This is a genomic window from Mameliella sp. LZ-28 (genome assembly GCF_012274245.1).
GTDB lineage: Bacteria > Pseudomonadota > Alphaproteobacteria > Rhodobacterales > Rhodobacteraceae > Antarctobacter > Antarctobacter albus.
Window position 1 is genome coordinate 202,326 of sequence record NZ_JAANYX010000037.1, and the last position, 25,438, is coordinate 227,763.

The following is a 25,438-nucleotide window of genomic DNA, read 5'->3' on the forward strand; positions in this document are numbered from 1 at the left end:
TCCTCGTCTGTCGGATTGCCTTGTAACCTGTGCGCCCCGGCTGCGAATTCAAGCGCTCCGCATCGGATTGCGCATGGTCACGATCTCTTCGGACATGGTCGGATGCACCGCCACCGTCCGGTCAAAGTCTTCCTTGGTCGCGCCCATCTTGATCGCGATGCCCGCCAGCTGGATCATCTCGCCCGCGCCGGGCGCGACGATGTGACAGCCCAGCACCTTGCGCGTGGCCTTCGATACGATCAGCTTCATCAGCACCCGGTCGGGCCGGTCGGCAAAGGCGGTCTGCATCGGCCGGAAGGAGGTACAGTAAACTTCGATCTCCTCCTGGTCGCGCGCCGCTTCCTCGCTCAGACCCACGGTGCCCATCTCGGGCTGGGTGAAGACCGCCGAGGGGATCAGCTCATGATCCACCGGGGTCGGGTTGCCCTTGAACACCGTTTCGACAAAGGCCATGCCCTCGCGGATTGCCACCGGCGTCAGGTTCACCCGGTCGGTCACGTCACCGATCGCATAGACCGAGGGCACCTTGGTTTGGCTGTAGGCATCGACCTCGATGGCGCCGTTGCGGCTCAGCCCGATGCCCAGCTCCTCCAGCCCCATGTCGGCGGTGTTGGGCGCCCGGCCGGTCGCAAAGAGCACCGCGTCGAAATCGCGGATATTGCCGTTGGTCGCCTTGACCCGGACCGGTCCGCTGCCCGGCGCATCCTCATGGGCACCGCCGAACTGGCTCGCCTCGACCGGCGCCGCCTCCATGCCCTGCGCCTCGGGGCTGTCGGCGCGGTGCATCTCGACGATGTTCGTGCCGGTGTGCAGGTCGATGCCGCGTTCCTTCATCGCATCGGCGATCAGCCCGCGGGCCTCTTCGTCGAAGCCACGCAGGATCTGCGCCCCGCGATAATACTGCGTCACCTCGACCCCCAGCCCGTGCAGGATGCAGGCGAATTCGCAGGCGATATAGCCGCCCCCCACGATCAGCACCGACCGCGGCAGCCGCTCCCAGTGAAAGATGTCGTCCGAAACCTGTCCCAGGTGCGCGTTGGGCATGTCGGGCCGCACCGGGCGCCCGCCGCTGGCGATCAGGATGTGTTTCGCGGTCTTCACCTCGCCATTCGACAGCTCGACCGTATGCGCATCCTTGAGCCGCGCCCGCGCGTCAAAGCTTTCCACGCCCGACCCGGACAACAGCTTGCGATAGACACCCTCCAGCCGGTCCAGCTCGGTCTTCAGCTGGGCATGGAACCGGCTCCAGTCAAAGGCGCCATCGGCAATGTCCCAGCCATAGGCGCGCGCCTCGGCGGGCATGTGGGAATACTCGCTGGCAAAGACCATGAGCTTCTTGGGCACGCAGCCCCGGATCACGCAGGTGCCGCCGTAACGGTCCATCTCGGCCAGACCCACCTTCGCGCCCGCCTCGCCCGCCGCCACCCGGGCCGCGCGCACGCCACCCGATCCGCCGCCGATGACAAAGAGATCATAGTCGAAATCGCTCATCCATCGCTCCTGCAATACCGCGGGCCAAGGTATTTCACATGGACCCCGCGATGACCAGACGGCGATTTTGCCGGCAGGCCGCGTGGGTCCCGGCAGATGACCTTGACCATGCAACGCCCGCTCCCACATCCTGCGCCGTAAGGACTGACAAGTTTCGGGAACGCTGGGATGATCGACGGGCTCTACATTCTCCTCGGACTGGCAGCGATGGTCGTCGGAGGCGACCTCCTGGTGCGCGGCTCCGTGGCCGTGGCGCGCGGGCTGCGCGTGCCGCCGATGATCATCGGGCTGACCCTTGTCGGCTTCGGCACTTCCGCGCCCGAGCTTGTCACCAGCCTGCAGGCCGCGCTCTCGGGATCGCCGGGCATCGCCGTCGGCAACGTACTGGGCAGCAATATCGGCAACGTGCTCCTGATCCTCGGGATCGCGGCACTGGTAAGCTCCATCGCCGTCGACCGTCGGGCGCTGATGCGGGATGGCACGATGCTTTTGCTGGCGACGGGGCTGGCTCTCTGGGCCTTGACCAGCGGCGAGATCGGGCGTCTTGCAGGGGCCGGTTTCATCGTTGTCCTGGGTGCCTATCTGACCGCCACCCTGGTTGCCGAGCGACGCCGCAGCACCGCTGCCGGGGCCGTCTACATGGGTGAGGCCGACCTGTTGCCCACCCGCCCGCAGCGACTTTGGCCAGCGATTTTGATGGCGCTGGCGGGGCTGGCGCTGACCATCTTCGGCGCCCGCCTGCTGGTTGGCGGCGCGGTGGGCCTGGCCGCTGCGGCGGGCGTGTCCGAAACCCTGATCGGCCTGACGATCGTCGCCATCGGCACCTCGACGCCGGAACTCGTGACCTCGGTCATGGCGGTGCGCAAGGGCGAAGGCGAGGTCGCCTTCGGCAACATCATCGGCAGCAACATCTTCAACCTGCTCGGCATCCTCGGCGTGACGGCGCTGGTTGCGCCCATCCAGGTCCCGGCAGAGGTGCTGGAACTGGATATCTGGGTGATGCTCGGAACAACCCTGTTGTTGCTTCTCTTTGCCGTCACCGGCGCGCGCGTCTCGCGCGGCGAGGCGGCGGTGCTGCTGGCGGGATACGCGGCCTACCTCGGCTGGCTCATCCTTCAGGCCTGATCGGCTCCTGCGACCACGCGTCCATTGCCGCCCCCACCCCGGCAGGCGTAGCTCTTTGCCCATGAAACCCAAGCTGCTGACCACCCTGCCCGGCTATTCGCGGGCCGATCTGACGCGCGATGCGCTGGCGGGCGTGACCGTGGCGATGGTCGCCCTGCCGCTCAGCCTGGCCATTGCCATCGCCTCGGGCGCCGATCCCGCCAGCGGGTTGGTCACGGCCATCATCGGCGGCTTTCTCGTTTCGGCCCTCGGTGGCAGCCGGGTGCAGATCGGCGGGCCGACAGGGGCCTTCATCGTCGTGGTCTTCGCCACCATCGCCCAGCATGGCTATGATGGGCTGGTGCTGGCAACGCTCATGGCGGGGGTGATCCTGCTGGTGTCGGGCGCCCTGCGCGCCGGGCGGCTGATCGCCCTGGTGCCCGAGCCCGTCATCAACGGCTTTACCATCGGCATCGCCATCATCATCGCCACCAGCCAGTTGAAGGACCTCTTCGGCCTGACGATGGAGGAGGTTCCGGCCGAATTCCTGCCCAAGCTCGCCGCGCTCTGGGCCGCGCGCGAGACGATGAACACCGCCGCGCTGGCCTCGGGCCTGGCAACGATGGGGCTGATCGTTCTGCTCCGCCGCCTCTGGCCGCGCTTTCCCGGCCTGATCCTCGCCGTGGGCGCGGTCTCTGCCACGGTCGCGCTTTTGGCCCTGCCGGTCGACAGCATCGCCAGCCGCTTCGGCGCCCTGCCCCGGGGCCTGCCCATGCCCGCCTTGCCGGACATCACCCTGGCGCGGGTCACGGAACTGCTGCCCTCTGCCTTTGTCATCGCCTTCCTGGCCGGAATCGAGTCGCTGCTCTCGGCGATGGTGGCCGACCGCATGATCGCGGGCCGCCACCGCCCCAATGCCGAGATGCTGGCCCAGGGCGCCGCCAACATCGGGTCGTCGCTCTTTGCCGGGCTGCCGGTCACCGGCGCCATCGCCCGCACCGCCACCAACGTCCGCGCCGGTGGACGCACGCCCGTCGCCGGGCTGGTCCATGCGCTGACCATTCTCGTGGTGATGTTCCTCGCCGCCCCGCTGGCCGGCGGCATGGCCATGCCCGCGCTTGCCGGCCTGCTGATCCTGACCGCCTGGAACATGTCCGAGCCGCACAAATGGCGCAGCTACCTGTCAGAGCGTCCCTCTGACGTCACGCTGCTGCTGCTGACGCTGGTACTGACGGTGCTGACAGACCTGACCGTGGCGATCGCGGTCGGCGTCGGGCTTGGTCTCGCCCTGCGGCTGGCGCGGCGCGATGTGCCCCCGGCAGAGTGGGACCCCAGGGACCGCTAGACGCGTTGCCTCGGCGCCGCGTCCCGGGGCAGGCTGCTCGAGACGCGCGGATCATGAAAACGCGCGGCAAAGCGCCGGTTGATTCAAGTCAATGTACTCCCCTGTCCGCTCTGTTTCACTCCCCTGCACACCGCTGGCGTTCCGCTGCAACAACGTGAGCCCGTTTGGCGGTCACTCGATACAGGAGTTTACCTCATGAAAAGTCGAAACAGGTTTCTCGGATCGGTAAGTGGTTTGCTCATTGCGTTTTCCGCGGCCGCCGTTCTGACGACCGCATCAGTGTCCCCCGATGTCGCATACGCCCAGGGTAACGGCGGCGGAGGCGGTGGCGGAGGAGCTGGCGGCGGAGGAGCTGGCGGCGGCGGTGCTGGCGGCGGCGGTGCCGGGCCCGGCGACCGTGGCCCGGACAGGGACCTGGGCGTTATCTTCCGCGACATCACCGGCGGCGGTGGCGGCAATGCACCCGTTGTCGTCACCGACGAGGCTGAACGGGGAACCGGTCGCCCGGCAACGGCGGGACCCGCCAGTGGCGGCGGCGGCGGTGGCACCGCAGGCGGCCCGCCGGCGAATACCGGTCCGGACAAGGGCGATCTCTTCGGCGACCTCTGGGTGATCCTGCGCGACGAGAACGGCGTTCCGATCCTGACGGACGACGGGTTTGTTCAGCCGCTCGACGCCGAGGGCAACCTGATCGCACTCGACGAAGAGGGGCATCCGCTCGACGAGACCCTGACGGTCGAGGTCGAACTTGGGCGGCTGAATGTCGGTCGCGCCCCCGACAAGGTCCTGGATACCCGGGCCGCCGAAGTGATCGAAGTGCTGTCCAGCGCGACCGCGATCACCACGGATGCCGCGGGGCGCCTGGTGCTGACGCTCGATGGCGTTGAAAAGACCATCGACTCGCCGCTGGAAAACCTGGCGATCTACGTGTCTCTCCTGACCACAGGCAGCATTCCGGGCCTTACGCCCGATGACCTGGTCGGGACGGAGTTCGATTTCCTGGTCGACGGAACGTTCACCACCGCGGACATCGAGGCCGCTGCTGCGTTCCTCGCAGCCGCGACGGACAAGACCGGTGCGTTCACCTCCGACGAGATCGCCTACATCGACGCCTTCCTCGGGATCAATACGACCACCTCCGGCGACGTGACCTATTCGGTGATCGACTACTCGGATTTCTCCTATGACCGGTCCGACACCTACGATGGTTTGACAGCCTCCGTTCTGGTCGAGCAGGACGACGGGTCCTTCGTGGTCGAAACCGTCGATATCTACGACACGGTGTTCGGGGGAACCGATGCCTCGGACTCCGGCTCGCTGGATGCCTTCACTCTGGCCGCGGATGACGCGCGGGCAGTGATCGAATTCATCCACGAATACGCCGTGCCTGAATCGATGGAATGAAATCGACCGGCCGGGCTGTCACCAGACTGCCCGGCCACTTTGTACAAAATGCTGGAAACAGCGTACGTTTTGTACAAAACGTACAGACTGAACGGTTCACTTTCCGACCGTCAGACTAGGGTCAGATGTCGCGAAAGATGTTGTCGTCCTCGACGAATTCCAGCTGGCTTTCGCTCACCGTACCGGCGTTGATGTCGCGGGTTTCCACCCGCCCGTCGCCATAGCCGATGATGACCTTGTCGCAGATGTCGATGAACAGCCCGTTCTCCACCACGCCGGGGATCTGGTTCAGGACCATCGCCAGTTGCCGGGCATTCCCGATCCGGCCCAGGTGCAGGTCCAGGATGTGGTTGCCCTCGTCGGTGAAGAAGGGCCGTTCGCCGTTCATCCGCAACGTCGTCTGGCGCCCCATGACATCCATCGACACCAGAGTTTCCTCGATCAGCGCCTGCGTCGTCTGCCAGCCAAAGGGGATCACCTCGACCGGAAGCGGGAAATTTCCCAGCCTTTCCACCTCTTTGGCGGCATCGGCGATGACGACCATCTGGTCGCTGGCGGTGGCCACGATCTTTTCCTGCAACAGCGCGCCGCCGCCGCCCTTGATCAGGTTCAGATCACCGTCGAACTCATCCGCACCGTCGATCGTCAGGTCCAGCCAGCGCGCCTCGTCCAGCGAAACCACCTCGATCCCCACGTCGCGCGCCAGGTCCGCCGTCCGGCTCGAGGTCGGCACCCCGCGAAAACGCAGCCCCTCCTCGCGCACCAGTTCCCCAAGGCAGCGCACCAGCCAGGCCGCGGTCGATCCCGTGCCCAGCCCGACCCGCATGCCCGACTCCACCAGGGACGCCGCCTGTTTCGCCGCGGCGAACTTGGCCTTGTCGATCGGGGACAGCTCTCCGGTCATGGATCTCTCCTTGGTTTCGCGGGCGTCACGGCGCCGTTATAGGCGCCGCCGCCCTTTCGGGCGAGGCAAAACTGCCAAGCCCTTTAATGGGTTCGCCCCCGCAAGCGGGCTTACAGCCGAACGCGCACCGGATCGAACCCCAGCAGGAAGTCATTGGCAGCGCCGGCTTTGCCCGGTAGCGGCTTGCAGCGCGCCCTGACCGTGCCCAGGTCGGTGTTGCGCGGCGCCCGGGTGAAGTAGCTCAGGTCTTTCAGAACCTTGGTGTTGCCGACCTTGACCCAGCCCTTGCGAAAGACGGTCTTGGTCTTGCGATGGGCAAAGCTGGTCGAGGCGCTGCTGGCTCCACAGACATAGGTCACACCCCGGATATCCAGAACCGCCCAGGCAAACTCGACCTTGCCGAGAGCGCTGTCCCAGTTCAGCTCATTGACCGAAAACGAGTTGTTGATCGGGACTTCGACCAGCCCTTGCTGCGCGGCAGCAGGCAGTGCGCCGGCCAGGACAAGGGCGGTTGTGACCAGGGCGGATTTGAACATGCGAACCATCGCGACTCTCCAATACAAAAGGAATTTCCTGCAAAGCGTTAGGCCCCGCCCTGCGTGGACGCAACCCCGCCTGGCCAATTGGCGTGACTGCATGATGACCGGCGCGTTGCTATTGCCCGACCAGGACGCCTTCGGCCCGGGCATCGCCCGAGGGCCTGCCGTCCGGCGATCCGCCGGGCTGCTCTTCGGAGACCACGAGACGCGCCCCATCCATCCTCTCCGCCAACGCCGGGGGGACCGCGACGAGTGTCTCGGCGCCACGCAACAGCGCCAGCGACACCGGCGCGCCATCCTCGGGCAGCAACCAGAGCTCCAGCACGCGCCCCTCACCTGCATCGCCCTGCCGGAGGGTCACGGTCAGAACGCCTGTCGCGGGCGCAAACCGCGCGTCCAATGCCAGCCCCTCCGCCCCGGCAAGATCCGCACCCAGCGTGGGCGCCTGCGTCTCCAACAGGCCGGAGGTCAGCACGACCCAGGCAATCGCGGCCCCGGCGACCGCCCCCACGAGATAGGGCAGTACCTGACGCCACACCGGGCGACGATCCTCGGCGCCAAAGACCTGCCCTTCGATCCGGCGCAAAACCTGCGGCGGTGGCGTTTCGGCGGGGATGATGTCGGTGAAACTGGCGAAGTACTCTGTCCAGGCCGCCACGTCCTGCTGCAGGTCCGTGTCGACGGCCAGTTGCGCCTCGAAGGCGGCGATTTCCGCCTTGGGCATCAGCCCAAGCGAATACTCGGCCGCGCCCGCCTCGGCACCGCCGGGCAGTCCGGTATCCAGCTGGGCGTTCATCGGCTCAGGCACTCACGCACCTGGACAAGGTCGGTCCGCACCGCCGCGCGCAACGCAGTCTTCGAGGTTCCCGCACTCCTGGCCAGGTCATCGTAGGTGGCACCGTAGAGATAGGCATGGCGCAACATGTCGGCCCGGGCGCGCGGCAGTTCCCGCAGGCAGATCTCCAGCGCGCGGGCCTCGTCCCGCATTCCGGCCAGGTCCTCTGTCTCCGGGCGCGTGGCATAAAGACGCTCCGTGATCTCCAGCGGCCCGGCCATCCGGCCCGCCGCCCGTTCCACGCCCAGCCGCGCGATGGCCGCATCGCGGGTGATCGTCACCAGCCAGGTTTCGGGCGCCGCCAGCGCGCCACGATACTGGCCCGCGTCCTTCCACACACCGGTGAAAACCTCTTCGAGAATGTCCTGCGCCAGCATTTCATCACGTAGAATGCGCAGGGCGAGACCGTAAAGCCGCGGGGCCATCGCGGCGTAGAGCCTGCGAAAGGCGCCACGGTCGCCACCCGCCACCTGGCCCAGCAGAGCCTCGATTTCATCCTGCGCAGTCATAGGGATCGTCTCACCACTTCCTCTTGCCACTCCTGAAGATATGTTGCACCTAACGCGAAGCATTCGAGCTTTGACAGAGGGACGTGGGAACAATGGCGGACGGCACGATCGATATCAACGCGAAACCGACCGAGGAAATCTCTGTCCGTGAAGTCTTTGGCATCGATACGGACATGATCGTACACGGTTTTCCCGACCGGACAGACCGTGTGCCGGACCTCGATTCCACCTACAAGTTCGACCCCGACACGACGCTGGCGATCCTTGCGGGCTTTCGCAACAACCGCCGCGTGATGATCCAGGGCTACCACGGCACCGGCAAATCGACTCACATCGAACAGGTCGCAGCGCGGCTGAACTGGCCAGCGGTGCGTGTGAACCTCGACAGCCACATCTCCCGGATCGACCTGATCGGCAAGGACGCGATCAAGCTGGTGGACGGCAAGCAGGTCACGCAGTTCCAGGAGGGCATCCTGCCCTGGGCCCTGCGCAACCCCACCGCCATCGTCTTTGACGAATACGACGCCGGCCGCGCGGACGTGATGTTCGTGATCCAGCGGGTTCTGGAAACCGACGGCAAGCTGACCCTTCTGGACCAGAACGAGGTCATCACCCCGCACAAGTATTTCCGCATCTTCGCGACGTCGAACACCGTGGGCCTGGGCGATACGACAGGCCTCTATCACGGCACACAGCAGATCAACCAGGGCCAGATGGACCGCTGGTCGCTGGTCGCGACGCTGAACTATCTCTCGATCGACGCGGAAACCAACATCGTCCTCAGCAAGGCGCCCCACTACAACACCGAGAAGGGGCGCAAGACGATCCGCCAGATGGTGACCGTGGCCGACTTTACCCGCCGCGCCTTCATGAACGGCGAATTGTCGACCGTCATGAGCCCGCGGACCGTGATCGCCTGGGCCACCAACGCCGAGATCTTCCGCAACGTCGGCTATGCCTTCCGCGTGTCCTTCCTGAACAAATGCGACGAACTGGAACGCCAGACCGTGGCAGAGTTCTACCAGCGCTGCTTTGACGAGGAACTGCCGGAAAGCGCCGCCAGCCTCAGCTTGGTCTGAGCCGCCGCCGACACTGGCCAATCCCTTCGAAATGCCATCCGGCAGCGGGTGGCATTTTCTTTTGCGGCCAGGTCATGCGCGGCGCCCCCTTGCGCCCGGCCATATGCCGGTAAACATTCAACCGACGCATTCCCGACAGGAGCCTGCCATGCACCTTGGCCTGATCGGCGGCATCGGTGTTGCCGCGACCGTCGTCTACTACCAGCGCCTGACGGCCGTCGTCGGCGGGGCCTGCGACCTGACCATCGACCATGCGGACGTGCAGACCTTGATCCGCAACAACCTGGCCGACAACCGCGAGGCGCAGGCAGAGATCTACGCCCGCCACATCGACCGGCTGGCGCGGGCAGGATGCGATGCGGTGGCGATCACCTCGCTGGGCGGGCATTTCTGTTTTGACGAGACGGTCAGGCGCTCTGCCCTTCCGTTGATCTCCGCCGTCGCCCCACTGGATGCGCATTTCCAGTCACGGGGGCTGCACCGTGTCGGCCTGCTGGGCACCCGCGTGGTCATGCGCACGCGTCTCTACGGGCAACTGGACCGGACAGAGGCCGTGGCCCTCGACGACGAGACCGAGGAGCTGGGCCAGCTCTACCAGGACATGGCGGTTGCCGGGGTCTGCACAGAGGCGCAACGCCGGGTCTTTCACGACGCCGGGCGCCGCATGGTCAAGGACCAGGGCGCCGAGGCCATCGTGCTGGCAGGCACCGATCTCAGCCTTGCCTTCGACGGGCAGGACCCGGGTTATCCGGTAATCGACGCGCTGGACGTGCATGTGGCCGAACTGGCCGACCTTCTGACCGGGCGCAAGACCCTGGCCACCTGACAGCACCCGTTGCGCCGATGACGCGCGGTGTCGAAAACTCTTCTTAAATCTCTGCTTGCTACCGTTCCCTGCATGAACGGTTTGCGAACATATCTCGCGGCGCTTCTCCTGGCTTTCGGATCGGCGCTGCACGCGGCGAACACCGCCTCCCCCTCGGAAGAGGCACTGACGCTGGCCGCCTGCCAGGCGCGGTATACCGCCGTTCTGGAACATGCCTGGCTGATGCAGGGCGACACCGAGGCTGCCGCCATGCGGCGCGATCTCTTTGCCGCAATGCTGGCGGCGGCGTTGCATGACGCGCCGGACCAAAATCAGATAAAGCGGCAATTGATCAGCTTTCGCATCGCCCAGAAACACGCCGCCAGCGGGCTGCTCGACACCGCACGGTTCGGCACCGATCCGCGCCGCAGCCGGATCGCCCTGGGCGTGATCTCTCAACAACTCTCTGCCTGTGATCGCCTGGTGATCGGGCGGATACCGCCTGGTGCGTGACTGGCCCGGGTCGCCTGCGCCACGTCGGCACGAAAAGTTTTCATTTCGCCTTATTTTTGAGCGAAAATCCTGCTACGAATCTCAAATTATGGTCGCTTTGAAAACTTTTATCGGCCTTTTTGGCCTCCTCTCCCTCCTCGCCACGCCCCTGGCGGCACTGACTGACGCGCCGCGGGAAAGAACCCAGGTCTTTGCCGTCTGTCTCGGCCGCGCCTCGGCAGAGATGGAACACCGCTGGCTGATCGGTGGCGGTGCAGAGGCCGAACAGGACCGCCGCGCGATGTTCGAAATGCTGCTGGACACGGTCGCGCCTAATTCGGGCCTGGCGGGACCTCAGATCCTGGACATGCGCATCCGTGCCAAGATGGCGCAGGCACAATTGCTGCAGATCGCGACGTTCCACACCGACCCCGACCGCAAGCGCCGTGCCGCCGCGGCGGCATGGCAGGCCATGCGGCCCTGCTCTGCCCTGCTGCTGAGCTGACCCCGTTCAGAAGAAATCAGGACAGAAACCGCCGGAGGCCTCCATCATCCGCGCGATGAAGGCGCGCCGGTCAGGATCGCTGAACTGGGCGACCCGCGCCTCGGCGGAGGCGCGCAGGACCTCCCGGAGCCGCTTGCGCTCGGCCTCGTCCGTGGCACTTCGCAACTGGCCGCTCAGCCGGTCAGTGACCATCGCATCGCCCACGGACTCACGCACGAAATGCTCCAGCGATGGCAAGCCGCCCTTTCCCAGCGCGTCGAACAGGGGCCCCTGCCCCTCGGTGATCTGGTGGGCGAGGCAGTCCATGTAGCGGGCCTGGCTCAACTCGAAGGTCAGAACCGTGGCCAGCGCCAGCTCTGCCGCCTCGGGCGCGATGCGGGTATAGGTGCGTTTGTAGGCACCCGGATCGCGCGTGGTCGGATCGCGCAGCGCACCGTCCAGCACCAGCACATCCCCTGCCCGCCCCAGCGAAAACGGCAATTCGAAATGGTTGAGCTGCGCCTTCACCAACAGATCGTAGGATCGCGGATCCTCGAGGCGCAGCGTCCCATAGCGCAGCGACTCGCCGAAATCGGCCACCTTGAACCGGCCATCGTCGTCACGTTCCAGCGTAGCCTCGGCGGCCACACCGGCATACTGCCCTTCATCGGACCAAAGCGGCGAATGTGGCAAGGTCAGCGCCCGCATCCAGTATTGCGTCACCCTGACCGTGTCCGGCTCGTCACCCGGGGCAAAGACAAGCACCTCCTGCCCCGGTACGGTGATGCCCAGCAGGTACGGCAGCACCAGGTCGCCCAGCCAGGCCCCGTGCAGCTGCGACAGATCCGTCACAGGCGACGCCTCGGCCACCGCCACCGTGTTCAGCGCGAACATCTCAAGCGCCTTGCGGCTGCAACCAAGCGGGCCGTCCGGGTCCTCCGACACGGCGCCGACGGGCGGCGGCACATGCAGCGCAACCTGCATTTCGGCACAGGTGACATCGCCCCGCCCGGCGGCGGGCAACAGGCAGACCATTCGGGCAAGAAACCAGCGCGGCATGATCGAAATCCTCTTAGGTCGGAAATGGGTCCGGGAATGCGTCGATCCTATCCCACGAAGCCGCCCTGACCAAGCCCGCGCCCCCTTGCGGGCGGCGTCCAAAGGACGGATAACAAGCGCCATGAACAAGCCCAGCGACAACCCCGCCGATCCGTTCAAGAAGGCCCTCGCCGAAGCCACCAAGGTGATGGCCGACGACCCGGATCTTTCGGTCAGCTACTCTGTCGATCCCGCCGGTGTCTCCGGCGAGGCGATGCGCCTGCCGCAGGTCTCGCGCCGGATGACGCGGGACGAGGTGATGCTGGCGCGTGGCACCGCGGACGCTCTGGCGCTGTACCACCGCTACCACGACGCGGGCACCCATGCGCGCTACCTGCCGCAGGGCGACATGGCGCGTGAGCTCTACGAGGCGATGGAAACCGCCCGCTGCGAGGCGATGGGCGCGCGCGACATGCCCGGCACCGCCGGCAACATCGACGCCAAGATCGCCTCCGAGGCGACGCGGCGCGGCTATGGCCAGATCCGCGAGGCCGCCGAGGCGCCCCTGCCCCAGGCCGCCAACTACCTGATCCGCCATCTTGCCACCGGCCGCGACCTGCCGCCCGACGCCGCCAACGTCATGGAACTGTGGCGCGGATTCATGGAGGATCACGCCGGCGAGACACTGGACCGGCTCGACGAGACGCTGGCCGACCAGTCGGCCTTTGCCAAATTCGCCCGCCAGATGATCACCGACCTGGGCTATGGCGACCAGCTGGGCGATGACCCCGACCTCGACGACCAGTCCGAGGAAGAGGGCGTCGACGACCAGCAGGACGATCAGCAGGAACCCGATTCGACCGGCGAGGATGACGAGGACGGCGAAGAATCCGAAGCCTCGCCCGAACAATCCCAGGAAGAGACGCAGGACCCCAGCCAGGCCCAGGTCACGATGGATGACATGGCCGACCAGGAGCTGGGTGAAGAGGCCGAGATGCCCGAGGGAGAGGCCCCGCTGGAGCCGCCCGCCCCGCAGCCCATCTCGGAGGCGGACCCGGATTATCGCGTCTATTCCACCGACCACGACGAGGAAATCTCGGCAGAGGAACTGGCCGAACCGATCGAGCTGGAACGCCTGCGCGCCTATCTCGACCAGCAGCTTGAACCGCTCAAGGGCGCGGTGTCGCGGCTGGCCAACAAGTTGCAGCGCCGGCTTCAGGCCCAGCAGAACCGCAGCTGGGAATTCGACCGAGAGGAAGGCATCCTCGACGCCGGGCGGCTGGCCCGCGTGGTGGCCAACCCGACGACGCCGCTCTCGTTCAAGGTCGAAAAGGACATGGAGTTCCGCGACACGGTCGTGACGCTTCTGCTCGACAACTCCGGCTCGATGCGCGGGCGCCCTATCTCGATTGCGGCGATCTGCGCCGACGTCCTGGCCCGCACCTTGGAACGCTGCAGCGTCAAGGTCGAGATCCTGGGCTTTACCACCCGCGCCTGGAAAGGCGGGCTGGCGCGCGAGGATTGGCTGAACGCGGGCCGGGAACAGCAGCCCGGCCGCCTGAACGACCTGCGCCACATCATCTACAAGCACGCCGATGCGCCCTGGCGGCGCACCCGCGACAACCTTGGCCTGATGATGAAAGAGGGCCTGCTCAAGGAAAACATCGACGGTGAGGCGCTGGAGTGGGCGCACCGCCGGATGTCGGGCCGGCCCGAGGCGCGCAAGATCCTGATGGTGATTTCTGACGGCGCGCCGGTGGACGACTCGACCCTTTCGGTGAACCCGGCCAACTACCTGGAAAAGCACCTGCGCGACGTGATCGCGATGGTCGAGCGCAAGCGCCAGGTGGAATTGCTGGCCATCGGCATCGGCCACGACGTGACGCGATACTACGAACGCGCCGTGACCATCACCGATGTCGAACAGCTGGCGGGCGCGATGACCGAACAGCTTGCCGCGCTCTTTGACAGCGACCCGCGTGCACGGGCCCGTTTTGCCGGGATCAAACGCGCCGGCTGATCGGACCGTCGCTCGACCCGGGCACCCGCTGGATCGCGCTATTCAACGGGTTTCGTCCCGCGACCGTGAACTGGGCATGGTGGACCTTCCAGCAGTCCGGGTAACGGTGCAGAATCGACAGGCCGACATGCGGCGCTTCGGACAGGACCGTTCCGTGATGGATGTAGCGTGTCTCATGCGTGGCCCGGATCGTGTCCGCATCGCGAAACTCGGCATGGGTGACCTTGCGGATCATATGCGTGATGCTCAGCTCTCGCTGGCGCGCCATGATAGTACGGAACAGGTCCCGGGTTTCTTCCACCGTCCCCAGCACCCGGCGCCCCTCGAAACTTTCGACCGTGTTGGGGATCGTGAACCAGCGCAGAACACCCGCCATGTCCCCCGCCAGCATGGCCTCCCCACAGCGATCCAGCATGTCCTGAAAGATGCGCCGGGCTTCCGCGTCGTCCTGCACTGCTCGTTTCCCCCTGTCGTGTTTTCAGCGACTTAGCACATGAATTGCGCGGGCGGTGCGAAAAAGCCCGAACCGGATCAATTCGCCGACCCTTGTCACCGCCGCCGCGCCCGCTAACCTGCGCCGCAAAGGAGTCACCCATGTTCCAGACCTTCACCGAGACGGCCTCGCCCGACCAGGGGCCGCCCCGCCTTGCGGCCCTGCGCGACAAGCTGGCCGAGGCAGGCCTAGACGGTTTTCTCGTGCCGCGTGCGGATGCCCACCAGGGCGAATACGTCGCCCCTAGGGACGACCGCCTGGCCTGGCTGACGGGCTTTACCGGTTCGGCGGGCTGGTGCGTGGCCCTGGGCGACCGCGCCGCCGTCTTTGTCGACAGCCGTTATCGCGTGCAGGTCAAGGCCCAGGTGGCTGCGGATTTCGAAAAGGTCGACTGGCCCGAGACCTCGCTGGCCGACTGGATCGGCGCGGCCCTGCCCAAGGGCAGGCTGGGGTTCGATCCCTGGTTGCTGAGCGTCGAGCAGCATCGCACCCTGTCGGCCAAGCTGCCCGATGTGACGCTGGCCCCGGTCGGAAACCTCGTCGATGCCATCTGGCCAGACCAGCCCGACCCGCCGCAGGGCGCGGTCTTTGCCCAACCGCTGGAACTGGCCGGCGAGGCGCATGAGGACAAGATCGCCCGCCTGGCAAAAGACCTGACCGCGGGCGCCGCCGTCATCACCCTGCCCGACAGCATCGCCTGGCTGCTGAACATTCGCGGCAGCGACATCCCCCGCAACCCGGTCCCGCATGGTTTTGCCGTGCTGCACGGTGACGGGCGTGTGACGCTCTACATGGATGCGGCCAAGCTGGCCGACCTGGGCGACCACCTGGGCGACAAGGTGACGCTGCGCGCGCCCGGCGACTTTCTTGGCGATCTTGCGGCCCTCGAAGGCAAGGTCCAGATCGACCCCGCCACCTGCCCTGTCGCCGTGGCCGAGGCGCTGAACGACCCGGAAGAGGCGCCGGATCCCTGCCTGTTGCCCAAGGCCCGCAAGAATGCCGCCGAGCTGGAAGGCACCCGCGCCGCCCACCTGCGCGACGCGCTGGCGATGGTGCGTTTCCTGGCCTGGCTCGACCTGCAACCACCGGGCAGCCTGACCGAAATCGCCGTCGTGCAAAAGCTGGAGGAGGAACGCCGCGCCACCAATGCCCTGCGCGACATTTCCTTCGAGACGATCTCGGGCGCCGGTCCCAATGGCGCCATCGTACACTACCGCGTCACCGAAAACACGAACCGCAAGGTGCAGAACGGGGAGCTGCTGCTGGTCGACAGCGGCGGGCAATATGTCGACGGCACCACCGACATCACCCGCACCATCGCCATCGGCAACCCCGGTGCCGAGGAAACAGAGGCCTTTACCCGCGTGCTCAAGGGCATGATTGCCGTTTCTCGCCTGCGATTCCCCAAGGGGCTGGCGGGCCGCGACATAGATCCCTTTGCCCGCGTGGCGCTCTGGGAGGCGGGGCTGGATTACGGCCACGGCACCGGCCACGGCGTCGGTGCCTACCTGTCGGTCCACGAAGGCCCGCAGCGCATCGCCCGCACCGGCACCGTGCCGCTGGAACCGGGCATGATCCTGTCGAACGAGCCGGGGTTCTACCGCGAAGGCGCCTATGGCATCCGGATCGAGAACCTGATCGCGGTGGAGATGGCGCCCAAGCTCTATGGTCAGACCGTGGCAGAGATGCTGCAGTTCGAAACCCTCACCTGGGTGCCCATAGACAGGCGGCTGATCGACCCTAACCTGCTCACCGCGGATGAGCGTAACTGGCTCAACGACTACCACCGGCGGGTGCAAGACCTGCTGACCCCGCACCTGGATGCGGCAACGGGGCAGTGGCTCTCGGACGCATGTTCTGTCATCTGACATGACAACGTTACAAAGCCCGTGTCTGTGATGCGGGGAAAAGACATGGGGGATAAGACATGAGCAACATCACCATCACGCCGGCCACCGGCACTTGGGTTGTCCGCGCTGGCGGTGCCGTGCTGGGTGAATCCGGCAATGCGCTGGAACTGCACGAGGACGGCCATGCTCCGGTCATCTACTTCCCGCGCGCGGACATCGCGATGGCCTTTCTCGACCGGACCGATCACAGCACGCATTGCCCGCACAAGGGCGATGCCAGCTATTTCTCGATCGTGTCCAAGTCGAAGACCTATGAAAACGCCGCCTGGTCCTACGAGGATCCCAAGGGCGACGTCGCCCAGATCAAGGATCACCTGGCCTTCTACGGCCAGGACGGCGTGACGGTCGAACACGTCTGAAGACGCCGTTTCGGCAAGTTTCCGGCCCCGTGCGCACCGGCGCACGGGGCCTTTGTCATCGGATCAGGTGCACCGTTTCAGCAGATCGTTGGAATAGACCAGCCGCCGGTTGGTGCGCATACAAAGCGCCGACAGCACAGCCGAGGCCAGCGGATAATCATCCGAGACCATCCAGCTGCCGTCATAGCGGATCGACGCCGCCAGACGGCGCGTCCGGATGCTGCTGTTGCCGGTGATGATATGGCTGCCGGTATTGCCGAAGGGGGTCAGCATCTGCTCGTCAAAGGGCACTCCCAGCCAGTCGCAGATCATCCCCAGAACCTCGCGCGGGCGCAGGGCCAGCTCTTCGTAGCCCAGCCGGAAACGCGGCAAACCGCTGTCGGTCAGCGCCGAGTCGATCCCGACCACGTTGCGCAACCAGGTCACATGGGCCGAAACAAGGTTGTCCCCCTTGCGGCGCCGGCGCGAGGCCACCCAGGATCGTACATCGCGGGTGATCTGCAGGACCCGCACGTCAAACGCCTCCAGCGCGTCGAGATAGTCCAGCGCGTTCGGTGAACTGTCGAGGACAAGGCGCACCTCGGGCGACAATCCGCGCGCCGCGGCAGCGACCAGCGGAAAATGCGTGGCAACGCTGACACCCGATCCCAGGTGCGGCAAGACACCGGACCACAACGGGCAGTCCCCTGCCCGCGTCCCGCAGGTACAGATCCGTTCCGATGCGCCGCCGTCGAGATGCCCGGGGTTGGCCCCGGCGGTCAGACGCAACGCCTCGCCGACACCCACCACATGCGGCGAGACGCCCAGCGCGGCATCGAGAATCGTCGTGCCGCTGTGCGGAGGGCCGACGACCAGGACAAGCGGGCTTCGGGACACGGGCGGATCTTTCGGCTACACAGGGGGTCGATGCGGCATAGCCCAGTCGCCGCCCCTGGGCCAAGCCGGAATCCACGGTCACAGGGTGCCCCAAACGTCGAATAAGCGGAAATCGGCAAATCGGGGAGACTGCCGGAAGCCTCTGAAATCATTGCATGCTATCTACTAACAAGCGCCCGTAATTGCCTGATTGCAGCGAAATGGCCCAAGTGTGGGTCATCGCTTCCGGCAACAAAGGACGAACCCATGCTCAGATTGCTCACATTTCTTTCGGCCCTTTTCTTCGCCAGCGCGGCAGCGGCCACGACCCTCTGGGTCGATGCGCCTCGCGACGGCTTTCTCAACCTGCGCACCGGCCCCTCGACCCACTACCAGGTGATCGGCAAGATGCCCCACGCCAGCAAGGTGGAACTGCTGCGCGCTCCTGGCAAATGGGTCAAGGTCCGACATGTCTCCGGCCGCATCGGCTGGGCGCACAGCCGCTTTCTGTCCGATCACCGCCCGCGCGGCCACGGTCATGGCGGCCATTATGGCGGCAACGACCGCGGGCAGCCCTACTGGGTCGACGCGCCGCGCCACGGCCACCTCAACCTGCGCAGCGGCCCGTCGGGCAAGCACCACGTCATCGACAAGATGGCGCATGGCGACGCGCTCCGGGTGCTGGACAAGGACGGCAAGTGGTACAAGGTCTTCTATCGCGGCAAGGTCGGCTATGCGCACCGCCGGTTCCTCTCCGCTCACAAGGTCGACGCCGGACATGGCAAGGGTCCGGGCAAGGGCCACGGTCACTGGCATGACCGCGACCACGCCGGACAGACCTACTATGTCTACGCACCGGGCTACGCCGGGCTGAACCTCCGCAACGGCCCCGGCACCGACTACCCCGTGGTCATGACCATGCACCAGCGCGACCGCGTGACCGAGCTTGGCCGCCAGGGCAAGTGGATCCTCCTGCGCCATGCCTCCGGCAAGACCGGCTGGGCCCACGGCGACTACCTGGTCAACGGTGACCCGGGCTATGTGGCGCCGCCGAACGCCGGGCGCCATGACGGCCACAGGGACAACCACAAGGGCGGCGGTTGGGACCGCGACGACCGCTACGGCCACGGCGGCGGACGCAGGAACGGCAAGACCTATGACAACTTCGCCGATGCCGTCACCGCCTGCGTGGGCCGCAGCGGCCAGGACATGCAGCTCTGCGTCCTGAGAAACCTCGGCAAGATCGACTGATCCGCCCAGTCGATACCAGGACAGCCGGCACGGCGGACCCTTCGGGGTCCGCCTTTGCGCTGTCCGACCGGAGGTTCCGGATTCACGGACCTTTCCCTCTGCCGAGGCTTGGCTAGGATTGCCCGCACACAGCCCGAGGACGACATGGATTCGACAGGACACCGCCTCTGCCTTGCCGCCGTCAGCGCGCTGGCGCTGGCCGCAACCGCCCTGCCCGCCACTGCCGGCGTGGAAGAGGCCTGTCACCGGCTTGCGGGCAGCAACCTGGACAGCGGCCTGCCCGCGGCCTTTCCGGGCGTCCCCTTCGAGGAGCTGGACGCGGAACGCGCCATCCCCGCCTGTCGCGCCGCCCTCGCCGCCGAACCGGGCAACCCGCGCCTCATCTACCAGCTGGCCCGCGCGCTGGACGCCTCGGACGACCAGTTTGCAGAGGCCGCCCGCCTCTACGACCGCGCCGCCCAGTCGGGGTTTCCTTTGGCGATCAACAATCTCGCCGCGCTCTATGCCGATGGCCGGGGTGTCGAAAAGGACATGCAGCGCGCAATAACCCTGTTCCGTGACGCGGCAGAGGCCGGGCTGCCGATGGCCATGACGAATCTCGCCTTCCTGCATTGGGACGGCGAGGGCCTTCCGCAGGACGACGCACGGGCCGTCGCGCTCTTTCGCCAGGCTGCCGAGGCCGGGGACGGCCAGGCAATGTTCTGGCTGGGCCGCGCGCGTGAAAATGGCCGTGGCGCCGCCCGCGACCTGGACAAGGCGCTGGAATGGTACCGGGCCGCCCTGCGCGCCGGGGACACGGTAGCGGGGCTGGATGCTGCGCGTCTGCTGCTGCGGGACGGGGACGGGCACAGCCCCGACCACGAGGCCGCCGCCGTCGAATACCGCCTGGCCGCCGCCGGGGGCGATCCCCGCGCCGCAGGCTGGCTGGCCGGGGACATCCGCGCGGGACGTGTCGCCCCTGCCGATCCGGACGAGCTGCTGCGCCTCTTGACCCTGGCCGCCAGCACCGGCGATGCGCAGGCCCTGCTGGACCTCTGGCAAGCCCTTCATGACGCCGAAAACCACGCACAGGCGTTGACCATTGCCTATCGGGCCTATGATCGCGCCGCAGAGGCCGCGCCGTCAGAGGACAGCGGCTGGCCCGTGCATCGACTGATGGCCGCCCGCGCCGTGCAACAGTCACTGACCGCCTCGGGCCAGGCGCCCCGGTCGGAGGATGAGTTGCGCATGTTCCAAACCGATTACCCTGTCGCCACGATCCGCCGGTTCACGCTCGGCTTCGACTGTTCGGGCCAGACGGCCCAGTACGGAATCTACGTCTGGGACTGGTCTCGTAGCCACGGCATGGCCGAAGCGCAATTCGACTGGATCGAACAGACCCGCGGCTGCACCGTGCCGCCGGAGGTGCGCCGCTCCTTTGCCGAGGTCTGGGACATGGCCCAGGCCGCCGGGGCCAGCTACACCGACCTGACCGGGCAGGAAATCGGCGACGACGGCCTGCGCTACATCCAGAAGTAGGGGTGCCGCCTCAACTGTGCTCTTCCTCGGCCGTGGCCGCCAAGGCCCGGTTGTAGGCCTTCAGCGCGTCGACGTGGAACAGCGCCCCCTGGAGAACCGGCTCGCCCGCGTCCATCGTCACCACCGGCAGGAAGGGTTCCCCGGTGCGGTCCAGCATCGGCAAGGCCGTCTTCAGCGTTGCCCCCGCCTGGACGTATAGCCCGTCCTCGATCATCTGCGCGCAGGTTGCCTCGTCCGCCGCGCCCTCGTCCGTGGGTTTGCGCATCACGCCCTGCACCCGGAACATCGCCAGCAGGTAGGCCTGCGGCCCCGCCGCCAGCTGCACGTTGCGCCGTTCCAGCTGTGTCAGGAAGAAGGACCGGTCCACCAGCCGTGACGCCACTGCCGTCGACATCGAGACCGAGACCATGACCGCCAGCCCCGTCTGCCAGTCCCCGGTCAGCTCAAAGACGATCAGCGTGGTCGAGATCGGCGCCCCCAGGACGGCGGCCGCCACCGCCCCCATCCCTGCCAGCGCATAAAGCGTGAAGGCCGAGGACACCTCGGGGAAAATGCCGGTCGCAATATGGCCGAAGGTCAGCCCGGTCAGTGCCCCCACCATCAGCGAGGGCGAAAAGATCCCCCCGCCCATGCGCCCCGCCATCGTGATCGAGACCGCAGCCACCTTGACCACCGCAAAGACCAGTGCCTCGTGCATCAAAAGACCGCCGGTCAGGGCGCGGCTCGTCGTCTCGTACCCGACCCCGATGATATGCGGGAAAAAGATCGCGATCCCGCCCAGCAACAACCCCGCCACTGCCGGGCGCAGCCAATAGGGAAGACCCAGCTTCTTCTGCAGTTGCGTTTCCATGTCATCGGCAAAGAACACCGACTGCATCATGATGACCGCCACCAGACCGCAGACGAGGCCCAGGATGAAGAAGGCCGGAAGCTCGAGGTAGAATTCCACCGTGGTCGTGCCCGGCAGCACGAATTCGGTCACGTCGCCATAGACCAGCCGATTGATCACCGTGCCCGCCGCGCTGGCCACAACGATGGGTGCGAACGCGTGCAAGGCGAAATGACGCAGGATGACCTCCAGCGCGAAAAGCGCCCCGGCAATGGGCGCGTTGAAACTGGCCGAAACCGCCGCCGCCACCGCACACCCCAGCAGGTCGCGTCCGGTGATCCCGTCCACCTTCAGCGTGTTGGCGACCCAGCTGGAGCACATCGCCGCGATATGCACGACCGGCCCTTCCCGGCCCGTGCTGCCCCCGGTCGACAGGGTGATCCAGGAACACAGCGCCGAAGCGATGCCGGCCTTTTTCTCGACCCGCCCGTCGTTCAGCGCCGCGCCCTCGATCACGTCGGCCACGGCGCGCACCCGTCCGTCCGGCGTGGCAACATGCAGGATGATCCCCACCACGATGCCCCCGAAGACCGGGATCAGCAGCACCCAGACCCAGGGCAGGCCTTCGGCAAAGGAATGCAGAGTCTGCGTGTCCGGTGTGCCATAGACCAGCGTCTGCAGGCTCTCGATCGCGAAGCGAAAGGCGATCGCCGCAAGGCCAGAGGCCACGCCCAGCCCCAAGGCGATGAACCAGAACTGGATCTGGCCCGGCCCGCGATGGCGCAGCATGTCCCAGCCTCGGCCAAAGCCGGAGCGGATCCTGTGCATTTGCTGTTGCAGCAGGCTCGGCAATCCGGCCTCCCTCAATCCGGTGACTTTCCCGCGCCGCAGGCACTGGTTAAGGTGACCCGAGCAGTTTTCCGGAGTCCCCCATGCCCATCGCCCAGGCGATCGATGATCTGACAACCCTCCTAGGCGAACGCGTGAGCCTGTCCAAGCCCGATCTCGAAGCGCATGGCGCCTCGGAATCCTATTTCCCCAACACGCCGCCCCAGGCCATCACCTATCCGCGCACCAGCGAAGAGGTGCGCCGCATCGTCGAGATCTGCGCCCGCGAAAGCGTGCCCGTGATCGGCTGGGGCGCGGGCACTTCTCTCGAAGGCCACGGGCAGGCCCTGCAAGGCGGTGTCAGCGTCGATTTCCGCCTGATGAACAAGGTCCTGGAAATCCGCCCCGCCGACATGGACGTGACCGTGCAGCCCGGCGTCACGCGTGAGGCCCTGAACGAGGAACTGCGCGCCACGGGCCTCTTCTTTCCGGTCGATCCCGGCGCCAATGCCTCGCTCGGCGGCATGACGATGACGCGGGCCTCCGGCACCACCACCGTGCGCTATGGCTCCATGCGAGACAACGTGCTGGGAATGGAGGTGGTGCTGGCCGATGGCCGCATGATCCGAACCGGCACCCGTGCGCGCAAATCCGCCGCCGGCTATGACCTCACCGCGCTCATGGTGGGGTCCGAGGGCACGCTGGGTCTTGCCACCGAACTGACCCTGCGGCTGCACGGCGTGCCAGAGGCGATCAGCGCCGGCATCTGTGCCTTTCCCGACATGGGGGCCGCCACAGCCTGCGTCATGGAGACGATCCAGATGGGCATCCCGATGGCCCGGATCGAATTTGCCTGCGACCAGACAGCGCGCGCCTTCAACGCCTATGCCGGGACCGACATGGCGGAGGCACCGCATCTCATGGTCGAATTCCACGGCAGCCCCGAAAGCACCGCACAGGACGCCGAACGCTTTGCCGAGATCGTGGCCGATCACGGCGGCAGCGCCTTCCGCTGGTCGGGCCGCGAAGAGGAACGCCGCGCGCTCTGGGCCATGCGCCACAACGGCTATTATGCAATCCTCGCCTCGCGTCCCGGCGCGCGCGGCGTCGTCACCGACATCTGCGTGCCGATCTCGCGCCTGGCCGAGGCCGTCGAAGCCACCCAGGCCGACATCGCCACCAGCGGCATTCCCGGTCCGATCCTGGGCCATGTCGGCGACGGCAACTTTCACGCCATCCTGCTGGTCGACCCCGACCAGCCCGCCGAACTGCAAACCGCCAAGGACCTTGCCGCACGCATGGCGAAACGCGCCCTGCAACTGGGCGGCACCTGCACCGGGGAACATGGCGTGGGCTATGGCAAGCTGCCCTTCATGGCTGCGGAACATGGCCAGGGCTGGCAGGTCATGGGCGCGATCAAGCGCGCGCTCGATCCTCAGAACATCATGAACCCCGGCAAGCTGGTGCCGGGGAACTGACAGCCGACACCTGAAAACGGGCCGTGGCTGGCGGGTGGGCCGCTGAAGGGCGCAGGCCCGGCAGCCGGGGCGCCCGAAGGACCGGCCACACGGGGCATCACTCCCCCGTGACAGCCCCCGTCGCGGCCTTGCCCCGGGACGCCAAACCGGCTTTCCCTGCGGCAGCAACCGCCAAGAGACCGCCCCGATGCCCCCGACCATCCGCTTTGTCCGCCTGCCCCAGATCGACCCCGGCCTGATCCAGGCCCATATGTCCGACCCGCGCGTCGCGGAACACATGCCGTTGCTAACGGGCGCATGGGATGCCGATACGGTGGCGCAATTCGTCGCCACCAAGGAAGCCTGCTGGCAGCGCGACGGCCTTGGCCACTGGGCCATCCTTGCCGATGGGGACTATGTCGGCTGGGGCGGCTTCCAGAAGGAAGGCGAGGACTGGGATTTCGGCCTCGTGCTGCACCCGGACCGGTTCGGCCTCGGTCTCCGGATCGCACGGCAGGCGCTGGAGATCGCGCGGGATGACCCGCGCATTCCCTATGTGACCTTCCTCTTGCCGCCTTCGCGCAAGAACCTCGGCGCCCTGCGGCGCATGGGCGCCGACTACATCGGCGACACGAGCTATGGTCAGGAAACCTTCCGCAAGTACCGGCTCGACACCGCCTGAGCCTCAGATCAGCACCCCGTCCGCTGCCCGCCGCACCCGCGCCGCGCGGGCATCGGCATCGGGCATCCGCATCGCCCCGGTGACAAGCCGCACCTGCCAGTCCCCGACCAGCAGATCGACCCAAAGCGCCGCCGTAACCTCGGGCGGCCCGCTCACCTCGCCCGCGGCGCAAAGCCGCTCGAAAACCGCCAGCAGGCGAGGAAAGACCGTCCCGCGCCCGGCCTCTGCCAGCACCGCGCCCAGCGTATCGCTGGCATCCGCCGCCGCCGCGCGGTTCAGCGCCACGGCGCGTTCGCTCAACAGCATGTCCAGCAACGCCGCCCCCAGCGCCTCCAGCACCGCGCGCCCCGCGCCCCCGTCCGGCAGCGCCTCCAGCCGCCTTGTCACCTGCTCGGCATTGCGCAGGATCAGCGCACGGAACAGCCCGGTCTTGTCACCGTACCAGCGGTACAGCGTTTCGTTCGACGCCTTGGCGCGCTTCGCCACCGCCAGCATCGACAACCCGGCAAAGCCCTTTTCCGCAAGGACCGCATAGGCCGCCTCGGCGATCTGTGCCTCTCGTTCCGCCTTGTTCTCTGGTCGCATGGCATCTCTCCCTTGACGCAATCCGTACCCGTGTGTACGGATATTGACAAGGCGTACACATTAGTACGCTTTTAATCCTGGAGACCGCCAATGACCCATCCCTATTTCGACTATTGCGACGATCACGATCGCCGCAAACTGGACCTGCAGACCCGGCAACAGCCCCGGTGCGTCTCGATCCTCTCTGTAATCGCGTTTCACCTGCGCCAGACCATTGCCCGCATCGCGGCGCGCAGACTGCCGGTGTGATGTGATGCCCGATCAATCCGCTCGCCGCGCCGCCCTGGCCACGCTCTTTATCCTGCAAGCCGTCATGCTGGGCGCGCTCTATGCCGGGGTGCCGCCGCACCCGCCACAGGCGATCCCCCTCTTCGCGATGGCGCCATTCCTGGGCGCGGCCCTGGGACTCTGCGCGGCCGCCTACATGCTGGCCGACCAGTCCCGCACGGGAGGCGTGCTTGCGGCCCTGGCCGCGCTCGCGGCGCTGGTGTCCTTTGGACCGCAAAAATACATCGACCCGGCATTTCCGATGATCTGGCCCGCCGTGGTCACGGCGCAGGCCGCCTGCGCCGTGCTGCTGGCCGGGGTCCTGCGGCGCGCCCGGCCCCTGCCCGTGAGCTGA

Annotated in this window: 26 protein-coding genes; 16 read left to right on the forward strand and 10 right to left on the reverse strand. The window is 66.6% G+C overall.

Annotated elements, in window-relative coordinates; translation table 11 throughout:
* Positions 1-48: 48 nt before the first annotated feature.
* A complete protein-coding gene (locus G9Q80_RS26410) occupies positions 49-1,491 on the reverse strand; it encodes an FAD-dependent oxidoreductase (protein WP_088716200.1) in 1,443 nt (480 codons plus the stop codon).
* Between the two features lie 168 nt (positions 1,492-1,659).
* On the opposite strand from G9Q80_RS26410, the gene G9Q80_RS26415 reads away from it, so the two are divergent.
* The 3 genes from G9Q80_RS26415 (at position 1,660) to G9Q80_RS26430 (ending at position 5,344) form a co-directional block, all read left to right on the forward strand.
* A complete protein-coding gene (locus G9Q80_RS26415; protein ID WP_088716199.1) occupies positions 1,660-2,616 on the forward strand; it encodes a calcium/sodium antiporter in 957 nt (318 codons plus the stop codon).
* A 61-nt stretch (positions 2,617-2,677) separates the two neighbouring features.
* A complete protein-coding gene (locus tag G9Q80_RS26420; RefSeq protein WP_088716198.1) occupies positions 2,678-3,940 on the forward strand; it encodes a SulP family inorganic anion transporter in 1,263 nt (420 codons plus the stop codon).
* A gap of 279 nt (positions 3,941-4,219) precedes the next feature.
* Positions 4,220-5,344 (forward strand): hypothetical protein, encoded by a 1,125-nt coding sequence (locus G9Q80_RS26430; protein WP_184757107.1) that lies wholly within the window; start codon positions 4,220-4,222, stop codon positions 5,342-5,344.
* 121 nt (positions 5,345-5,465) lie between these two features.
* On the opposite strand, the gene rpiA is transcribed toward G9Q80_RS26430, so the two are convergent.
* The 4 genes from rpiA to G9Q80_RS26450 form a co-directional block, all read right to left on the reverse strand.
* On the reverse strand, positions 5,466-6,248 hold the full coding sequence (gene rpiA / locus G9Q80_RS26435) for a ribose-5-phosphate isomerase RpiA (protein WP_088716196.1): 783 nt from the start codon (positions 6,246-6,248) through the stop codon (positions 5,466-5,468).
* A 110-nt stretch (positions 6,249-6,358) separates the two neighbouring features.
* Positions 6,359-6,793, reverse strand: a complete 435-nt coding sequence (locus G9Q80_RS26440; RefSeq protein WP_088716195.1) for a hypothetical protein — start codon at positions 6,791-6,793, stop codon at positions 6,359-6,361.
* A gap of 109 nt (positions 6,794-6,902) precedes the next feature.
* Positions 6,903-7,583 carry an anti-sigma factor gene (locus tag G9Q80_RS26445; protein WP_088716194.1) on the reverse strand — a complete coding sequence of 227 codons (681 nt, stop codon included), beginning with the start codon at positions 7,581-7,583 and terminating at the stop codon, positions 6,903-6,905.
* On the reverse strand, positions 7,580-8,131 hold the full coding sequence (locus tag G9Q80_RS26450; protein ID WP_043137862.1) for a sigma-70 family RNA polymerase sigma factor: 552 nt from the start codon (positions 8,129-8,131) through the stop codon (positions 7,580-7,582). The genes G9Q80_RS26445 and G9Q80_RS26450 overlap by 4 nt, the downstream gene beginning before the upstream one ends.
* 92 nt (positions 8,132-8,223) lie before the next feature.
* Here G9Q80_RS26450 and cobS point away from each other — a divergent pair, with 92 nt between their 5' ends.
* The 4 genes from cobS to G9Q80_RS26470 all read left to right on the forward strand — a co-directional run bounded on the left by cobS (position 8,224) and on the right by G9Q80_RS26470 (position 11,012).
* Positions 8,224-9,210: a cobaltochelatase subunit CobS gene (gene cobS / locus G9Q80_RS26455; protein WP_043137864.1), complete on the forward strand. Its 987-nt coding sequence runs from the start codon at positions 8,224-8,226 to the stop codon at positions 9,208-9,210.
* A gap of 148 nt (positions 9,211-9,358) precedes the next feature.
* Entirely contained in the window at positions 9,359-10,036 is a 678-nt protein-coding gene (locus G9Q80_RS26460) for an aspartate/glutamate racemase family protein (RefSeq protein ID WP_088716193.1), read from the forward strand.
* A gap of 72 nt (positions 10,037-10,108) precedes the next feature.
* A complete protein-coding gene (locus tag G9Q80_RS26465) occupies positions 10,109-10,528 on the forward strand; it encodes a hypothetical protein (RefSeq protein ID WP_133066441.1) in 420 nt (139 codons plus the stop codon).
* Between the two features lie 223 nt (positions 10,529-10,751).
* Complete coding sequence (locus G9Q80_RS26470) at positions 10,752-11,012, forward strand: hypothetical protein (RefSeq protein WP_133066440.1); 261 nt, start codon at positions 10,752-10,754, stop codon at positions 11,010-11,012.
* 6 nt (positions 11,013-11,018) lie between these two features.
* Here the strand turns inward: G9Q80_RS26470 and G9Q80_RS26475 are convergent, their stop codons facing one another.
* A complete protein-coding gene (locus G9Q80_RS26475) occupies positions 11,019-12,050 on the reverse strand; it encodes a hypothetical protein (RefSeq protein ID WP_088716190.1) in 1,032 nt (343 codons plus the stop codon).
* A gap of 121 nt (positions 12,051-12,171) precedes the next feature.
* Between G9Q80_RS26475 and cobT the strand changes: the two genes are divergently transcribed.
* Positions 12,172-14,049: a cobaltochelatase subunit CobT gene (cobT, locus tag G9Q80_RS26480; protein ID WP_088670847.1), complete on the forward strand. Its 1,878-nt coding sequence runs from the start codon at positions 12,172-12,174 to the stop codon at positions 14,047-14,049.
* On the opposite strand, the gene G9Q80_RS26485 is transcribed toward cobT, so the two are convergent.
* Positions 14,033-14,503: a hypothetical protein gene (locus G9Q80_RS26485; protein WP_043137876.1), complete on the reverse strand. Its 471-nt coding sequence runs from the start codon at positions 14,501-14,503 to the stop codon at positions 14,033-14,035. The genes cobT and G9Q80_RS26485 overlap by 17 nt on opposite strands.
* Positions 14,504-14,643: 140 nt before the next feature.
* Here G9Q80_RS26485 and G9Q80_RS26490 point away from each other — a divergent pair, with 140 nt between their 5' ends.
* Both G9Q80_RS26490 and G9Q80_RS26495 read left to right on the forward strand, forming a co-directional pair.
* The gene (locus tag G9Q80_RS26490; RefSeq protein ID WP_088716189.1) at positions 14,644-16,410 is read left to right on the forward strand and encodes an aminopeptidase P family protein; all 1,767 of its coding nucleotides are present in this window, start codon (positions 14,644-14,646) and stop codon (positions 16,408-16,410) included.
* A gap of 59 nt (positions 16,411-16,469) precedes the next feature.
* Positions 16,470-16,811 carry a DUF427 domain-containing protein gene (locus G9Q80_RS26495; RefSeq protein WP_088716188.1) on the forward strand — a complete coding sequence of 114 codons (342 nt, stop codon included), beginning with the start codon at positions 16,470-16,472 and terminating at the stop codon, positions 16,809-16,811.
* A gap of 63 nt (positions 16,812-16,874) precedes the next feature.
* On the opposite strand, the gene G9Q80_RS26500 is transcribed toward G9Q80_RS26495, so the two are convergent.
* Entirely contained in the window at positions 16,875-17,687 is an 813-nt protein-coding gene (locus G9Q80_RS26500; RefSeq protein ID WP_088716187.1) for a sulfotransferase family protein, read from the reverse strand.
* Between the two features lie 246 nt (positions 17,688-17,933).
* Here G9Q80_RS26500 and G9Q80_RS26505 point away from each other — a divergent pair, with 246 nt between their 5' ends.
* Both G9Q80_RS26505 and G9Q80_RS26510 read left to right on the forward strand, forming a co-directional pair.
* The gene (locus G9Q80_RS26505) at positions 17,934-18,917 is read left to right on the forward strand and encodes an SH3 domain-containing protein (protein ID WP_088716186.1); all 984 of its coding nucleotides are present in this window, start codon (positions 17,934-17,936) and stop codon (positions 18,915-18,917) included.
* Positions 18,918-19,061: 144 nt separating this feature from the next.
* On the forward strand, positions 19,062-20,435 hold the full coding sequence (locus G9Q80_RS26510) for a DUF2610 domain-containing protein (RefSeq protein ID WP_088716185.1): 1,374 nt from the start codon (positions 19,062-19,064) through the stop codon (positions 20,433-20,435).
* Between the two features lie 10 nt (positions 20,436-20,445).
* On the opposite strand, the gene G9Q80_RS26515 is transcribed toward G9Q80_RS26510, so the two are convergent.
* Positions 20,446-22,092: a chloride channel protein gene (locus G9Q80_RS26515; protein WP_052244294.1), complete on the reverse strand. Its 1,647-nt coding sequence runs from the start codon at positions 22,090-22,092 to the stop codon at positions 20,446-20,448.
* 104 nt (positions 22,093-22,196) lie between these two features.
* Here G9Q80_RS26515 and G9Q80_RS26520 point away from each other — a divergent pair, with 104 nt between their 5' ends.
* Both G9Q80_RS26520 and G9Q80_RS26525 read left to right on the forward strand, forming a co-directional pair.
* Positions 22,197-23,570, forward strand: a complete 1,374-nt coding sequence (locus G9Q80_RS26520; protein ID WP_088716184.1) for an FAD-binding oxidoreductase — start codon at positions 22,197-22,199, stop codon at positions 23,568-23,570.
* Between the two features lie 187 nt (positions 23,571-23,757).
* The gene (locus tag G9Q80_RS26525; protein WP_088716183.1) at positions 23,758-24,231 is read left to right on the forward strand and encodes a GNAT family N-acetyltransferase; all 474 of its coding nucleotides are present in this window, start codon (positions 23,758-23,760) and stop codon (positions 24,229-24,231) included.
* Between the two features lie 3 nt (positions 24,232-24,234).
* On the opposite strand, the gene G9Q80_RS26530 is transcribed toward G9Q80_RS26525, so the two are convergent.
* A complete protein-coding gene (locus G9Q80_RS26530) occupies positions 24,235-24,816 on the reverse strand; it encodes a TetR/AcrR family transcriptional regulator (protein ID WP_069209462.1) in 582 nt (193 codons plus the stop codon).
* Positions 24,817-24,906: 90 nt separating this feature from the next.
* Here G9Q80_RS26530 and G9Q80_RS26535 point away from each other — a divergent pair, with 90 nt between their 5' ends.
* Together G9Q80_RS26535 and G9Q80_RS26540 are read left to right on the forward strand one after the other, a co-directional pair.
* Positions 24,907-25,065, forward strand: coding sequence for a hypothetical protein (locus G9Q80_RS26535; protein WP_157903865.1), 159 nt, complete (start codon positions 24,907-24,909; stop codon positions 25,063-25,065).
* 4 nt (positions 25,066-25,069) lie between these two features.
* Positions 25,070-25,438 carry a hypothetical protein gene (locus G9Q80_RS26540; RefSeq protein ID WP_088716182.1) on the forward strand — a complete coding sequence of 123 codons (369 nt, stop codon included), beginning with the start codon at positions 25,070-25,072 and terminating at the stop codon, positions 25,436-25,438.